At 75.7% G+C, this 16,178-nt stretch carries 9 protein-coding genes; 7 read left to right on the forward strand and 2 right to left on the reverse strand.

What is annotated here, in order from left to right:
- Window positions 1–70: 70 nt before the first annotated feature.
- On the forward strand, window positions 71–1,615 hold the full coding sequence (locus CBOVI_RS00250) for a hypothetical protein (protein WP_183273682.1): 1,545 nt from the start codon (window positions 71–73) through the stop codon (window positions 1,613–1,615).
- Window positions 1,616–1,678: 63 nt separating this feature from the next.
- Here CBOVI_RS00250 and CBOVI_RS00255 read toward each other — a convergent pair whose 3' ends face one another.
- A complete protein-coding gene (locus tag CBOVI_RS00255; protein ID WP_125187233.1) occupies window positions 1,679–3,355 on the reverse strand; it encodes a hypothetical protein in 1,677 nt (558 codons plus the stop codon).
- Between the two features lie 168 nt (window positions 3,356–3,523).
- On the reverse strand, window positions 3,524–5,209 hold the full coding sequence (locus CBOVI_RS00260; RefSeq protein WP_010267556.1) for a condensation domain-containing protein: 1,686 nt from the start codon (window positions 5,207–5,209) through the stop codon (window positions 3,524–3,526).
- Between the two features lie 715 nt (window positions 5,210–5,924).
- Between CBOVI_RS00260 and CBOVI_RS00265 the strand changes: the two genes are divergently transcribed.
- From CBOVI_RS00265 to CBOVI_RS00290, 6 genes are all read left to right on the forward strand, one after another.
- Window positions 5,925–6,803 carry an SDR family oxidoreductase gene (locus CBOVI_RS00265; RefSeq protein ID WP_010267558.1) on the forward strand — a complete coding sequence of 293 codons (879 nt, stop codon included), beginning with the start codon at window positions 5,925–5,927 and terminating at the stop codon, window positions 6,801–6,803.
- Window positions 6,804–6,974: 171 nt separating this feature from the next.
- Window positions 6,975–8,231 (forward strand): MBL fold metallo-hydrolase, encoded by a 1,257-nt coding sequence (locus CBOVI_RS00270; RefSeq protein WP_010267560.1) that lies wholly within the window; start codon window positions 6,975–6,977, stop codon window positions 8,229–8,231.
- Window positions 8,232–8,391: 160 nt separating this feature from the next.
- Window positions 8,392–9,387 (forward strand): pyridoxal-phosphate dependent enzyme, encoded by a 996-nt coding sequence (locus CBOVI_RS00275; RefSeq protein WP_010270169.1) that lies wholly within the window; start codon window positions 8,392–8,394, stop codon window positions 9,385–9,387.
- Between the two features lie 143 nt (window positions 9,388–9,530).
- Complete coding sequence (locus tag CBOVI_RS00280) at window positions 9,531–13,139, forward strand: FAD/NAD(P)-binding protein (protein WP_232625741.1); 3,609 nt, start codon at window positions 9,531–9,533, stop codon at window positions 13,137–13,139.
- 377 nt (window positions 13,140–13,516) lie between these two features.
- Entirely contained in the window at window positions 13,517–14,137 is a 621-nt protein-coding gene (alkB, locus tag CBOVI_RS00285; RefSeq protein WP_010271779.1) for a DNA oxidative demethylase AlkB, read from the forward strand.
- Between the two features lie 204 nt (window positions 14,138–14,341).
- Window positions 14,342–15,736: a SidA/IucD/PvdA family monooxygenase gene (locus CBOVI_RS00290; protein WP_183273683.1), complete on the forward strand. Its 1,395-nt coding sequence runs from the start codon at window positions 14,342–14,344 to the stop codon at window positions 15,734–15,736.
- Window positions 15,737–16,178 lie beyond the last annotated feature (442 nt).

A 16,178-nucleotide genomic window follows, 5' to 3' on the forward strand; every position in this document is an offset into this window, starting at 1 on the left:
GCCGCGGCGGCCCGGCGGCAGCACCGGGCGTGACGCGGCAACGAGACGACGGGAGCGGGACGACGTGGACGTGACCTTTCTGGACCTGACCGACCTCGCGGGGCCGTTCACGCGGCTGGACGTGGAGTGGCACGGAACGCCGGACGGCCCGGAGTGTCCGTTGTCGTTCAATCAGGTCAATCATCTCGCCGCATTCCGTGCCACGGGGCGGTCGACGTGGATCGGCGGCACGCTCCCCGTCGCGGGCGTGGAGCCGGACGCCGTCGCCGACGCCCTGCGCCGGGTGCTCGCGCGCCACGAGGCGTTGCGGTGCGTGCCCGCGGAGATGCTCGTCGGGACCCCTGATGACTCCGGGGACGGCGGGGCCGCGGGGAGCGCGGGGACCGCGGGGGACGGTGGGGCCGCGGCGCCGGGCGCGCCGCTCCAGCGGGCGTACGGCCCGGGGCAGGTGACCGTGGGCGTCGGCGGGCCGGGGCGGGACCTGGAGGCCGCGATGGACGCCGCGTGCGTGCCCGGGCGCGTGCCGGGGCTGTTCGCCGGGCTGGTCGACGGCACGCTCGTCGTGGGCGTCGACCACTTCCACGTGGACATGCTCAGCGTGGAGATCGTCCTCCGGGAACTGCACGGGCTGCTCGGTGCGGGCGGTGACGGCGGTGACGGCACAGACGGCGGTGACGGCGGTGACGGCGGTGAGGGCGCTGAGGGCACAGACGGCGCTGACGGCGCATCCCCCGCAGCCCGCGCCGACGAGCCGGAGGTCCCCTCGTTCACGCAGGTCAGAAGCGTCGGCGAGGTCGCGGCCGCCGCCGGGGCGGCCACCCCGACCACCCCGACCTCCCCGTCCGGCGGCGACCCGTCCACCCCCACCCCGGACCGCACGCACCCGGACCGCACGCACCCTGACCGCACGGACGCCGACCGCCGGGCGCTCGACGTGTGGCGGCGGTTCTTCGCGCGGACCGGCGGGCGCATCCCGGCGGTCCCCGTCGAACTCCTCGACCCCGTGCCGGTCGACGGCCCGTCGTCGGCGACGGCCGCGTCGGCCCTGCCCGCGCCGGCGCACCGGGTCATCGACCTCGTCCCGGCCGACCGCATGACCGGTGACCTCGGCGAACGGACCTTCGCCGTCGCGCTCACGGAGCTGGCCCGCGCGCTGGAACCGGAGACCGGGCGGGCGGAGCTGCCGGTCGTCATCCCGGTGCACACGCGCGGCGGCCGACGCTCCCCGCTGCACGACCTCGTCGGCTGGTTCGTCACGAACGCGCCGGTCATCGCGGACGCCCGCGACGTCGACGCCACCCGCGCCTGGCTCCGTGACGCCGTCGCCGTCGCCGGCCTGCCCCTGGAGCGGGTCTTCGCCGAGTTCGCCCCCGACCTGCCCGCCGGCGGGATCTTCATGGTCTCCTCGGTGGATTTCCGCGCCCGCGGCCCGCGCATCCCGGGCGCGCGGTACATCTCGGCGACGTCCCCCACCGCCACCCTCCAGCTGTGGTTCTCCAGGACGGACGACGCCGGCCTCTCCGTCCGCGTGCGCCACCCCGGGACGCGGCGCGCGGACGAGGTGGTGACGCGGATCCTCGAGCGGCTGCGGCGCGGCCTCGCCCGGCACGCGTGAGCCGGCCGGCGCGTGAGCCGGCTTGGCCGGGTGAGGGTACGCCGGTGGCGGTGTCCGCGCAGGTCAGAGCCAGCGCGTCGCCGGTACGTCCCAGCGGTCGAGCTCGGCGGAGACGAGGGCGGTGAGGCGGTCCTCGTCGGGAATGAGCGACGTGTCCAACGCGGTGAAGCACAGTGAGAGCCTCGTGCCCGCGAGGGTCGCCCACGCGCTGATGCCCCCGGAGCGGAGCAGGTCCCCGTCCGCGGCGGGGCCGTCGCCGCCGTCCGCGGCCGCGTCGCCGTCCGTGTCCACGTCCGCGGCCCCGTCCGGGACGGACACCGAGCGGATGGCGGTCCGCCCCTGGTCAGGGCCCCCGAGCGACGCGAACAGCGGGTCCACCACCCCGAGGTTCGACGCGAGGCACAGCGGCGTCGACGCCGTGCCCGCGAGCCGCCGCACCACACCGTCCGGCAACGCCTGGGCGATGCGCGTCATCGCGTCGACGGCGGAGAACTCGCCGGCGGTGATCCGGCGGAAGCCGGCCTTGCTCGCCGCGCGGATCGGGGTGAGGTCCGTGTACCGGTCGGGGGAGACGACGACGTGCGCCGTCGCCCCGGACGTCGCGTTCGCGCGGAGGTCGTGGTCGCCACGCAGGGACACCGGGAGGGACACGGGGACCGTCTCGCCGTCGGTGACGCGCCCCGACGCCGCGAGAACGCCCAGCGTGACGGCGGCGAAGAGGGTGTTCGTGGTGCCGCCGGCGGCGGCCGCGGCGGCGGCGAAGCGCGGGCCGTCGACCTCCACCGCGATGGTCGGGAGGAGGCCGGGGTGCGCGGCGGCCGGGGAGTCCGTCCGGGGGGTCGACGCGTCGGCGGCGGTGAGCGGGGCGGCCGGGGAGTCCGCGCTGTCGTCGGCTGCCGCAGCCGGCACGCTCGGCGACGCGGCGGTGTGGGGGGCCGCCTCGGCCGCGCTGTCATCGGCCGCGCTGTCGTCGCCCGTCCCCCCGCGACCCGCCCGGAGGCTCGACCGCACCAGCCGCACCGCGGACACCGCCGCGTCGCCGACCAGCGACGCCGCGTCCCGCAGCGACGCGGCCACCGTCGGCCCCGGCCCCGCCGGGAGCGCGGCCTCCGCCTCCCGCCCGGTCAGCGCCTCGACGACCGCGGTGACCGCCCCGAGCCCGTCCGCGATGACGTGGCTGAAACTCAGGCTGACGAGGCGGCCCCCGTCGGCGGTCGGGGCGGTGGTCAGCGCCCACGCGGGCCCGGCGACGCTGTCGAGCCGCAGTCGCAGCTGGTCACGGATCCACCGGCCCTCCCCGCCGGCGGGGACGGTCGGTAGCCCGGTGCGCACGAGCCCGGCGCCGGCGTCGTACACCCACCGGTCGCGGGTCGGGCCGTGCGACCGCCGGACGAGCCGCGCGAGCCGGCCCCGACGCAACGCCGCCCCGAGCTCGGCGACGGCGGCGTCGTCCACCGGCCGTGCCCCGTGACGGGCCCGGCCGCCCGCACCCGTCGCGGACCCCGCACCCGCCGCGTGATCGTCGCCGGCCGGGTCGCCGGCCCTGTCGCCGGCCGCGTCCTCCTGCGGCGCGGGCAGCCGCCAGATGAGCTGGTTCGTCACCGGCACGCCGAGGACGCGCTCCATGACGACGAACAGCGCGTCGTCCGAGGTCAGCCGGGTGATCCGCCCGTCGCGCGCCCCACCGGTCCCTGCCGGGGGTGCCGACGCTGTCGTGCCCGATGTCGTCTCGTCCGTCACGGTGGACCTCCCGGTCTCGTCCTGGAGACAGCGGTGGTGCGCTGCCGTGGATGGTGCGGTGGTGCGGTGGTGCAGTGATGCTGTGGTGCAGTGGTGCGGTGGTGCGGTGGTGCGGGGCTGTGCCGCCCGCGTCCCGCGCGGACTGTGCCGCGCGGACGCCCGCCGCACTCAGCCCAGCGGGGACAGCACCCGGGCGATCGCGTGGTCGCCGGTCGCCACCACATCCTCCACGACGGAGGTGAACGCCGCGAGGAACCGCTCCACGGACTCCGCCGCGACGGCGGTGTCCGGGTACCGCATGGAGACGTTGAGTCCGCCGAGACCCCGGTTGATCCACAGGTAGACGTCGTCGTCACTGTGGATCGAGCTCCGCAGCGCCCGCTCGTGCGGGGTCCACGCCGTGGCCCCGGGGATGTGCCGGGTGTCGACGTAGGAGACGACGAACCGCGGCGGCTCCGTCACGTCGAGGATCTGCGCGACCCGGGCGTACGGGTGGCCGACGAGGTCCCGGTTCGCCATGACCGACGCCGTCGTCTGCGACAGGGCCTCCGGGAAGGACGTCGCGTCGCCCAGCGGGTCGGCGACCGGCATGAGGCCGACGAACCACCCGGCGGCGAGCGCGTACTCCGGGCTCGTGCGCGTGTGCATCGGCATGATGTACCGCACCTCGGACCCGCCGGACAGGGAGGTCAGGGCGATCTTCAGCGCGGTGAGGAACCCGCCCATCTGCGACGACCCCAGCTCCTTCGACCGGTCGGCGAACGCCTTCGCCGTCGCGTCGTCGAAGATCCACCGGGACAGGCTGCGCTGCCGGAGCTGACCGTGGCGGTCGAACTTCGCGTCGAGCGGGTCGATGACCGTGTCCCCGGCGGGGTCGGGGGCGACGCTGCCGTCCGCGCGGTGACCGCCGTCGGCGTCCGCGGGGTCCCCGTGCACGGGCAGGGGGAAGCGCGGCGGGGCGAGGACGGCGTCCGTCCCCGGCGCCCCGGAGAAGCCGTTGGTCTCGGCGAGGAACTCCCGCCACCGGGCGACGGCGGGGTGGTCGGCGTCGAGCAGGTCGGCGGCGGCGCGCTCGATCGTGCTGAAGTCCACGTAGGAGCCGGTCGGGGGCAGCTCGGCCGCGGTGCCGTCGAGGACGGACCGGTAGAGCTCCGTGAGCTCGGCGATGGAGAAGATCTGCGTGTACGCGTCCATGATCGCGTGGTCCGCGCCGAAGACGACCGTGAACCAGCCGTCGCCGGGGGCGGCGACGTCGTCGGTCGCGAGGGCGTCCTCCGCGTTGGCCTCGCCGGCCGCGGCGTCCCAGCCGTGGGCGTACGGGTCGATCGTCGCGACGGCGAGGTGCGGCCACCGGAGCACGGAGATCTCCCGGGAGAACAGCTTCCGGATCGCCTTCTGGATGTCGAGGTCCGGGGCGGGGGCGTCGGCGGCGTCCGGGCCGGTGGCGTCCGCGGTCGCCGGGGCGTCGGCGGCGGAGGGGTCCGTCGTCCCCACCCGTCCGAGATCGAGCGTCCGCACGTCGACGGCGTCGGCCGGGAGGGTCTTCCGCTGCACCCCGGTGCCGTCGCTGCCGCGGACGGCGGTGGTCCGGTAGGCCTCGTGGCGGGCGTGCCACCGGCGGAGGGTCTCGGCGAAGGCGTCGTGGTCGAGGGGGCGGCGGATGCGGAACGCGGTGCCGATCCAGTCCTCGGGGGCGACCTGCTCCTCACCGGCCAGCGAGTCGAGGACGTGGGCCTCGTGGTTCGCCGACAGCGGCCGCGGGTCCTCCCGCCACTGCGAGGGGTCCGCCGCGCCGACCCATCCGGTGAGGATGCCGGGGTGCAGCCGGTAGTCCGAGAGCTCTGTGTATTCCATGGGGCGTCTCCTTCTCGTCGTTCCGGGGCGGTTCCCGGACCCCGGGTCAGGTCCGGGGGTGTGCGGTGGGCGGTGGAGCTGCGACGCATCCCGCTGAGGGGGTGTTCCTCCGGGGGTGGTCGGTGTTCTGACGGGCGTGCGGTCGTGCCGCCGTGTGGGTTGTGGGTTCCTGTGGGGTTGCTGTGCGGGTCTGTCGTGCGTGGACCGTGTGCGGAGCTCCCGTCCGTGGGGGTGGCGGTGTGGAAACCGGTCATCCCGGACGTGGACATGGGTGGAAAATTATGTGAGGGATTTACTTATTCCCGGAGTTTCACGTAAAATTTTCACCAGGAGTCCGGCGGGCCGGTTGTGTCGTACGGAACGACAGTTTAGGGGCCGGGACCAGCGGTTTTAAGTCACCTTTGTATAGTGAAGGCGGTCAATATTTCGACGAAGGTCTATCGACTTATTGATCTTTAGTGTACGGGCGAAGATAGTTTTGGCCGGTGATTCTCAGGTACGTCGCGCGGGGCGGGTGCGGGCACCGGGCACGCGTCGTGCGAGGCAGATGCGGGTGCGGGGCACGCGCCGGGTGGCGGCGGGGTGCCGGCGGGGTGCCGTCCGGTGCCGTCGCCCGGGTCGCCGGGGGTGTCGTCCGTCGGGTGCCGACGCCCGGGTCCGCGGTGGTCTCCGCGAGTGCGCCCGGCACGCCCGGCCGGGGGATAGGCTCGGCGGCATGACGCACTCCACACCCGCCGGCGCGACGGGCCCCGGCAGTCCCGACAGCCCCGACGCCGCCGGCGCCGGCGCCCCGACCGGCCGGACGGTCCTCATCTCCGGGTCCGGCCGGGGCATCGGCCGCCTCACCGCGCAGACCCTCCTCGACCGCGGATGGACCGTCGGCGTGTACGACATCAGCGACGACGTCGACTGGGTCGACACCCTCCCCGCCGCGACCCGCCGCCGCGCGCACCGGGGCCACCTCGACGTCACGGACCCGGAGTCCTGGACCGCCGCGCTCACCGGGTTCACCGCCGCGACCGGCGGCCGGCTCGACGCGCTCGTCAACAACGCCGGGATCCTCTACGGCGGCCCGTTCATCACCGAGGGCAGCCACGAACGGGACGCCGCGCTCGTCGACGTCAACGTCAAGGGCGTCCTCCACGGCGCCAGCGCCGCCTACCCGTACCTCCGTGCGACCCCGGACGCGCGCCTGGTCAACCTCGCCTCCGCGTCCGCGATCTACGGCACCCCGGACATGGCCGTGTACTCCGCGACGAAGTTCGCCGTCCGCGGCATCACCGAGGCGCTGAACCTGGAGTGGGAGGAGGACGGGATCCTCGTCACCGACGTCTGGCCGCTGTACGTCCGCACCGGGATGCTCGACGGCGTCCGCACGACCGGCACCGACCGCCTCGGCGTGCGCCTCACCCCGGAGACCGTCGGCCGCGCCGTCGCCGATGTCGTCGAGGCCCCGCGCCGGGTGCCCGCGGCGGTCCACCACCCGGTCGGTCTCCAGGCGAAACTGCTGTACGCGGCGTCGCACTTCTCCCCGGCGTGGCTGGGCCGGTACGTCAACGCGAAGCTCACGACGTCCCGGCGCGTCCGGATCTGACGGCCCGCCCGGGGCGGCCGGACGCTCCGGGGTCCCCCGGGTGGGGACGTGGCCGCGGGGTGGCCCGGGCCGGCGGCGGGGGCGGTCGCCTGTATTTTCGCGAACCTAACCACAGGGGTACGTCGTCGTTCTAGGGTGAGGGCAACCACGGCCTCTGGAAGGACTCCGACAATGACCGCCACACCCGCGAACACCACGGCCACCGGTGCGGAACCCGGCACGACCACCGCGACCGGCACAGCGACCGGCACAGCGACCGCTACCGCGCCCGCCACCACGACCCCGTCCGGGCGACCGCTGCCCTACAGCCACACCCCGGGTCTCGCCGAGGCCCGGAACCTCGCCGACCACCCCACGTTCCGCCCCATCCCCGAGTTCGAGGGGGTGCACGAGATCTGGCCCCGGGGGGACCGGCTCAAGGCCGTGCGGGAGGGGGCACGACGCTACCGCGAGCGCTTCCTCACGCAGGGGAGGGTGCTCGGCGTGAAGTCGTTCGACATCGCCGCCGCCCCCTACCCGTCGCGCTTCGCCTTCCAGGGCTACTCGCTCAACATCAACCCGCTCATCAGCATCATCAACCGGATGCTCGTCATCCAGTACGAGGACTTCAACGGCGTCCCCCGGACGCTCGTGTGGGAGCCGACGGTCGCCGACGGGTCGAAGAAGTCCCCGTTCTACAACAAGCTCGCGAAGTTCGGCGAGAAATTCGGCGGGGAGCGGCTGCTCGCGAGGTACTACAACGACCCGGAGGACATCCTGCCGTCGCTGGGGATGGACAACTCGGACGTCGACTACGTGTCCTTCGACCACCTCCACGTCCAGGACAGCCGCATGATCATGGGCTCGACGGATGACCCCGAGCCCGGGGAGGCGCCCTTCGAGCCGCTGTTCCCCCGCGCCCGGATGATCGTCCACGAGGCGGAGCTCGGCACGTTCGAGTCCCTCCACCCCATGCAGACGGCCTGGTACGTCGAGGAGGGGATGAACGGCGTCGACCGGGACGTGCTGAGCACGTTCAGCGGTGACGTCGAGATCGGGGTGGGCATTTCCCTCCTGTGGACCCCCGGCCACACCGACGGCAACCACTCGCTGTGCATCAACACCCCGGACGGCATCTGGATCTCCTCCGAGAACGGCATGGCCGCGGACTCGTGGCAGCCGGAGCTGTCCCGGATCCCGGGGCTCAGCGCGCAGGCGAAGTTCTACGAGCGGGAGGTCGTGCTCAACGGCAACACCCTCGAGGACTCGCTGGACCAGTACGACTCCATGATCAAGGAGAAGGAGATGGCCAGCAACGCCCGGAAGGACGCGCGGTGGAAGCAGATCCTCCCGTCGTCCGAGTGCGCGCCGTGGAAGCGGCAGTGGCCGCTCATCCCGGGGATCACGCACGGCGGCATCGACTACGGGGAGCTGCGCCGGCGGCGGTAGGCCCGGGGCGGGGGCGCGGGGCGGGGGCCGCGCGGTGGGTGCGGCTCCCGGCCCCGGGGGTGCGGCCCGGCGGGGGCCGCGGCGGCGCGGGCGACCCGACGCCACCCGCCCGGCACCGCTCTAATGCAGACGTGCCAAAACTGTCTTACGCTGGGCGGGCATGAGCGCCGCACCACCGCCACCGGCCCCGGGCATCGGGGCGACGACCGGGAACACCCCGCTCGTCAGGTTCCCCACCTTCTGCCCGCGCGCCGGGGTGAGGGCCTGGGCGAAACTGGAGGGGTTCAACCCGGGCGGCAGCGCGAAGGACCGGACCGCGGCGGCGCTCCTCGAGGACGCCACCGCCGCCGGCCGCGTCCGCCCGGGCGGCAGCGTCGTCGAGTCGAGCTCCGGCAACCTCGGCGCGGCGCTGGCCCGCGAGTGCCTGCTCCGCGACATCGACTTCCACTGCGTCGTCGACCCCCGGGCGAACCGCCAGACCGTCGCCGTCATGGAGGCGCTCGGGGCCACGGTCCACCGCGTCACCTCCCCGGACCCGGAGACCGGTGACTGGCTCGTGGCGCGGCGTCGTCGCGTCGCCGACCTCCTCCGCACCCTCCCCGGGTCCGTGAACCTCGACCAGTACTCCAACCGGGCGGCCTTCCGCGCCCACGCGGAGGGCACGATGCGCGAGGTCACCGAGCAGCTCGGCCACGCCCCGGACCACCTCTTCGTCGCCGTGAGCACAACCGGCACGCTCGGCGGGTGCCTCCGCCACCTCCGCTCCATCGGCGCGCACACACGTGTCACAGCTGTGGACGCGGAGGGGTCCGTGCTCTACGGGGGTCAGCGCGGTGACCGGGCTCTTCCCGGGTTCGGCGCGGGTGTCGTCCCGGATCTCGCCGGGGACACCGATCCTGACACAGTTGTGCGAGTGGGGGCGGCGCGGTCGATCGCCGGCGCGCGGCGCGTCGCCCGGACGGAGGGCTACCTCCCCGGGGCGTCGGGGGGTGCGGTCGCCGCCGCGTTCCTCGGGGCGGTCGACGGGTTCGGGGAGGGGGACGACGCCGTGCTCATCCTCCACGACCAGGGCAACGCCTACCTGGACACCGTGTACGACGACGACTGGGTGCGCGCCACCGTCTGCGACCCCGACGAGCTGGAGGACCTGCTGTGACCCACGACCGTTCGACCGCGGGCGCGGCCGCCGCGGGGGCCCCGACGCCGGGGACCGCGCGTGACGGTGCGCCCGACGCCCACCCGGCCGCAGCCTGTCCTGAGACCGGGCCTGAGACCCGTCCCGCGCCTGGTCCCGCGCCCGTGACCGTCGCCGTCGTCGGCGCGGGGCCGCGCGGGCTGTGGGCGGCGGAGTGCCTCGCCGACGAGGCCCGGGCGCACCGTGTCCCGGTCGCCGTCGACGTGGTCGACGACGCCCCGCCCGGTGCCGGCGCCGCGTACGGCCCGGGGCAGCCGGACCACTGGACGCTCAACGTGGACTCGCGCATCGTGCGCACCGGGGTCGGCACGTTCGCCGACTGGGCCCGGGGGCACGGCCCGGGCGCGGGTGCAGGTGGCGCGGGTGACGCGGGACAGCCCGCGGGCGACGCCGGACAGCCCGCGGCCGACAGAAACGCCGCGGGCGACGCGGCCGACGGGAACGCCGCGGGTGACGCCGGACAGCCCGCGGGGGACGCGGTGCCGTTCCCGCCGCGCAGCGTCGTCGGGGACTTCCTCGCCGACTCCTGGCGCGCCCTCGCCGCCGACCCGGACCGCGCACCGTGGTTCACCCTCCGCCACGTGCGCCGACGGGTGCGGGACGTGCGGCAGGTCGCCGGCGGCTGGTCCGTCGACGGGGTCACGTACGACGACGTCCTCCTCGCCACCGGCCACGCCGCGACCTGGCCCGGGGCGCTGCCGCGCGACGGGGAACGCCGCGACGGGGACCGCGGCGACGGGCGCGACGGGGAACGCGGCGACCGCGACGGCGCTGACGGGGCACGCGACGGAAACCGCCGCGACGGGGACCGCGGCGACGGGCGCGTGCGGACGGTGGGCGTGTACCCGCCGGACGGGCTGCGGTCGATCCCCGCGGGCGCCCGGGTGCTCGTCCGCGGCGCCGCGCTGACCTTCATCGACGCCGCGCTGGAGCTCACCGTCGGCCGCGGGGGACGGTTCGTCGGCACCGGAACCGGCCTGACCTACCGACCCGGCGGCGGGGAGCCGGCCGTCATCCGCCCGGTGTGCCGGTCCGGGAGGTTCATGGAGGTCAAGCCGGACCCGCGGGGGCGGCTGGCCGGGATCAGGGACGACGCTGCCGCGCGCCGGGCCCGCGCCGCCGTCGTGACCTGCGCGGACCTCGCCGGGATGACGGCCGCGCTGGAGGGTTACGCCGTCGCGCTGCTCGACGCGGCCGGGGCGGGCGGCGGTGACGGCAACGGCAGTGGCAGCGACACTGGCAGCAACAGCGGCGCGGCGCTGCGGGCGGTCCGGGCGGTCGTCGCCGGGACGGACGCGGGACGGGACGCCGTGGCCGCGCTCCGCCGGTCGCGCGACATCGCGGTCGGCGCGGCCCCGCCCGGGGCGGCGTGGGCGGTCGGCCAGGCGTTCCGCCAGCTCTACCCGGCGATCGTGGGCCGCGTCGCCGACCGGACGCGCCCGCCGCTCGTCGGCTTCGGCGCGCTCGCCCGCACGCTGGAGCGGGTGGCGTTCGGGCCGACGCCGGACAACGCGTCGCGGCTGCTCGCGCTCATCGACGCGGGCGTCGTGGACTGCGCCGACCTCGCCGACCCGACGGCCGTGGACCGCGCCCTCGCCGGTGGTGCCGCGCCGGGCGACGCCGCCACCCCCGACGCTGTCGTCGCAGGTCACGGTGCCGCGGCCGCCGCCACCTCTGACGCCCCCACCCCCGCCGCCGCGGACGTCGTCGTCGACGCCGTCCTCCCGCCCGCCGGCATCGTCCCCGGCACGCTCCTCGCGGAGACCCTCGCCCGCCACGGCGTCGACGCGGCGGAGGTGTCCGTCGACCCCGACGGTGCCGTCGCCGGCCTCCCCGGCCTCGCCGTCGCCGGGCGCGACACCGAACACCTCCTCCCCGGTGCGGACACCCTCTCGCGCGACCTGCACGATGTGGTGCCCCGCTGGGCGCGCGGCGTCGTCACCCGGCACCGCACGACCGCGGTGCGTGACCCGCGCGCGGCGGCGACCGTCCCCCTCACCGGGCGCCTGGAGCCGTGGGCCGTCGAGCTGCTCGAGGACCCGGGGCGGTGCGACCGGCTGCTCGTCGGGCACGGGTCGCCGGTGAACGTCCTCCGGCCGGCGCCGGTGCTCCGCGCCGTCGACGAGCTCATCGCCGCCGGCCGCGACTGCGGCGTCGACGTGCGCGTGTTCATGGCGCGGAAGGCGAACAAGGGGCTCGCGTTCGTCGACGCGGTGCGCGACGCCGGGCACGGCGTGGACGTCGCCGGGGAGGCCGAGCTGCGGCAGGTCCTCGCGCGCGGCGTGCCGGGGGAGCGGATCATCCTCAGCGCGGCGGTGAAGCCGGCGGCGCTGCTGGACCTCGCGGTGCGCGCGGGGGTCGTGGTGTCGGCCGACGGGCCCGAGGAGGCCGACCGCATCGCCGACGCCGCCGCGCGCGCGGGGACGGTCGCGCGGATCGCACCGCGGCTCGCGCCCGACCCGGGGCTGCTGCCGGCGACGCGGTTCGGTGCGCGCGCCGGCGCGTGGGGGCGGTGGCTCCGCGGGGGTGGGGGTGCGTCCGGTGGTGGTGCCGGTGGTGATGCTGGTGTCGGTGGCGGTGCTGGCGCGCGCGGTGCCGGCGGCGCGGCTGGTGGCGCGGTCGCGGTCGTCGGCGTGCACGTCCACCTCCACGGGTACTCCGCCTCCGACCGCCGGGTCGCGCTCGGTGAGGCTCTGGGGGTTGTCGACGCCGCGCGTCAGGCCGGCCACGTCCCCACCTTCGTGGACCTCGGTGGCGGGGTGCCGATGAGCTACGTCGACGACCCCGCGCAGTGGGCGGCGTTCCTCCGGGCGCGGGAGGCCGTGAGCGGTGCGGGCGGTGCGGGCGCTGACGGCGCAGCGCACACGGACGGCGCGGGCACGGACGCCGTTGGCGCCACCCACGCCGACGCCTCCGACATGACCGGCGAGCGGTTCACGTGGAAGGACGACCCGTTGCGCACCATCTACCCCTTCCACCAGTCGCCGACCCGGGGTGACTGGCTCCGCGACCTGCTCACCGGCCCGGTCGAGGTCCGCGGCGTGGACGACGGCGCGGCGGACGGCGACCCGGCGGACGGCACGGACACGCCCGCTGCAGCGGGCACCGCGAACACGACCGGTGCGACCACGGCCGGCGGGGACGTGGGCACGCACTGTGGTGCGGGCACTGCGAACACGGCCGGCGCGGACACGGACACGCCCGCGGACGGGGAGGCGGTGTCGGCGGCGGATGCGCTCGTCGTACGAGGTCTCCGCCTGCACCTCGAACCCGGGCGGTCCGTGCTCGACGGTGCCGGGCTGACCCTCGCGCGCGTGGCGTTCCTCAAGGAGCGCAGTGACGGGGTGCCGCTCGTCGGCCTGGAGATGAACCGGACACAGTGCCGGACGACCGCCGACGACCTGCTCGTCGACCCGGTGCTCGTGCCGTGCGTGTCGGCGGGGGCGCCGGCGCCGGACCGGGGGCCCGGGTACGAGGGGTTCCTCGTCGGCGCGTACTGCATCGAGGACGAGGTCATCGTGCGACGGCGGATGCGCTTCCCGCGCGGGATCTCCGTCGGCGACGTCATCGCGCTGCCGAACACCGGCGGGTACTTCATGCACATCCTGGAGAGCGCGTCCCACCAGATTCCGCTGGCCAGGAACGTCGTGGCGGTGGACGCCGGCGCGTCAGGGCGGTTGGACTTCCGGGTGGACCCGGTGGACGAGCGGTGATGCGGCGCGGGTAGGCGCGTGTCGGCGACCGGCAGCTGGGGGTCAAAAATCGCCCTGAAATTGACCCGGCGCTGCCAGTTGCTGACACCGCGAGGGCGCGGGTGACCCGGCGCTGCCAGTTGCTGACACCGCGAGGGCGCGGGTGACCCGGCGCTGCCAGTTGCTGACGCCCGCCGCCGCTGACGCGCACCGCCCACGTGCACCCCCGCCCACGCGCACGCCCGCCCACGCCCGCCCACGCACACGCACACCGCCCACGCGCACGCCCGCTCACACGCACCACCACCGCCGCCCCGCGGGCGCGCGGGCGGGAGCGGAGGCGAGGGTAGCGTCGGGAATGAGACGACCCGGGACCCACCGACCGGAAGGAGACCACCGTGCAGCTTCCCCTCGGCGACCAGGCGTTCCTCTTCAGCGGCGAGCTCGACCTGCCCGACCGGCGCGTCGGCGAGCTCATCGCGGCCGTCGCCGCCGACGCCCCCTTCCGGCACATGGAGGTGCCCGGCGGCCGGCGCATGTCCGTCGCCATGACCAGCTGCGGCGACCACGGGTGGGTCACCGACCGGTCGGGTTACCGGTACTCGCCCGTCGACCCGACGACCGGCCGCCCCTGGCCGCCGATGCCGCCGGAGTTCCGCGCCCTCGCCGCCGACTTCGCCGGGCGCGCGGGGTTCCCGGGGTTCGAGCCGGACTCGTGCCTGGTCAACCGGTATGCGCGCGACGCGAAGATGGGCCTGCACCAGGACCGCGACGAGGAGTCCGGGCGCTGGCCCATCGTGTCCGTGTCGGTGGGGCTGACCGGGCGGTTCGCGTTCGGCGGGCACGCGCGGACGGACCCGGTGCGGCGCGTGGACCTGCACAGCGGGGATGTCGTGGTGTGGGGTGGGGTGGACCGGTTCCGGTTCCACGGCATCGACCGCGCCACGGGGCCGACGGACCCCGTGTTCGGCGATCACCGCTACAACCTCACGCTGCGGCGGAGTCGTGAGGGGGCGTGACGGGGGGCGGGGGCGTGACGGGGCGCGTGGGCGTGGGCGTGGGCGGCATGGGCGGCGTGACGGGGTGCGTGGGCGTGGGCGGCATGGGCGGCGTGACGCGGCGCGGCGCACCCACCCGGTTGTCTCCACGAAAAAACATCGGCTAGCCTAACCTTGTCCCGTTCGCAGGCGGGGCATCGCAGACACCCCGGCAGGAAGGCCAGCGTGACCCCCGACGACCCCGCGGCCCCCGCCGCGCACGTCCACGACGTCGTCGGCGTCGGCTTCGGCCCGGCGAACCTCGGCCTCGCGGTCGCGCTCGCGGAGGGCGCCGGCCCGGGGGAGCGCGGCGTCGACACCCTCTTCCTCGAGTCCCGCCCCACCTTCGCCTGGCACCCCGGCCTCCTCCTCCCTGACACACCTGTGCGCAGTTCGTTCCTGCGCGACCTCGTGACGCCGCGCACCCCGCGCAGCCGCTTCACTTTCATCAACTACCTGCACGAACACGGTCGGCTCGTGGAGTTCATCAACCGCCGGACCGTCGCCCCCGACCGCGGCGAGGTCGCGGACTATCTCGCGTGGGTTGCGGGGCTGGTGCCCGCGCGGGTGGCGTACGGGAGCGTGGTGCGGGGGGTGGAGGTTCTCGACGGCACCCCCGCGCGGTTCCGCGTCACCGTCGATGCCGGCGCGGGGTCGGGGCGGCGCGGCGAGCCCCGGCGCGGCACGTCCCGCCCCGTCGACCCCCGCCGCGGCGACCCCCGATCCGGCCGCGCGGGGAGCGGCGGGCGCGTGCACCGGTACCTCGCGCGGAGCGTGGTGCTGGCGTGCGGGTCCGCGCCGGTGCTGCCCGCGTGGGCGGAGGACCCGGCGCTCGGCGGGACGATGCGGGTGGTCCATGCGTCGGACCTCGTGCCGCGGATGGCCTGGCTCACCCGGCGCGGCATGGTCGGGCCGGGGTTCCGCGCGCTCGTCGTCGGCGGCGGGCAGTCCGCCGTGGAGACCGTGCGCCACCTGCACGACCGGGGCGTGCACGTCACCGCCGTGACCGCGGGCTACGGCTACGCGCGGGCGGACACCGGCCCGTTCGCGCACCGGGTGGCGGACGCGGCCGGGGCGGACGCCGTCGCCGCGGCCCCGGCCGACGTGCGCGCGGACCTGCTCGCGCGCGCCCGGGCGGGGCTCACCGGCGGGGTGGACCCGGCGCTGCTCACGGACCTGCACGACCGCGAGTACCGGCAGCGGTGGTCCGGCCGCCGGCAGCTGGAGGTGCTCCGCGCCTCCGAGGTCACGCGCGTGGGGTCGACGCCCGCGGGGCTCGTGGAGGCCGACGTCACCGACCGGATGACCGGCGCCGTCACGACCGTCACCGTGGATGTCGTCGTGTGCGCCACGGGGCTCCGCCCGCGCCCGGTCGGGGACGTCCTGCCGGCCGGGGTGGAGTGGACGGTGGGCCGGGACCACCGCGTCGCCGCCGACGGGGTGCCCGTCCCCGGGCTGTTCGCGCAGGGTGCGGCGGAGGACCCGTCCGGTCCGGGGTCGACGCTGCTCTCCACCGTGGCGACGCGCGCCGGGGAGGTGGCCGGGGCGCTGCGGGACGACCTCCGCGCCGCGGCGGGGTGAGCGCGGCGGGGTGGTGGTGATCCGCCGGGCGGCGGTGGTGAGATGCGGGCTGCCGTCAGTCCGCTGGAGTGGCTAAGGTTTTTGCACGTTTTGGCCCTGATTTGTGCAAAAAGCTTAGCCACGCTGTGGGGCGGGTGGCTGGGCCGGGCGCCGCGGGACGACCTCCGCGCGGCGGCGGGGTGAGCGCGGCGGGGTGGTGGTGATCCGCCGGGCGGCGGTGGTGAGATGCGGGCTGCCGTCAGTCCGCTGGAGTGGCTAAGGTTTTTGCACGTTTTGGGCCGGATTCGTGCAAGAAACTTATCCACGCAGTGGGGCGTGTGGCTGGGCCGGGCGCTGCGGGACGACCTCCGCGCGGCGGCGGGGTGAGCGCGGCGAGGTGGTGGTGATCCGCCGGGCGGCGGTGGTGAGCGCGGGCTGCCGTCAGTCCGCCAGGAGTTCCACC

The sequence above is a fragment of the Corynebacterium bovis DSM 20582 = CIP 54.80 genome (assembly GCF_030408615.1).
GTDB lineage: Bacteria > Actinomycetota > Actinomycetes > Mycobacteriales > Mycobacteriaceae > Corynebacterium > Corynebacterium bovis.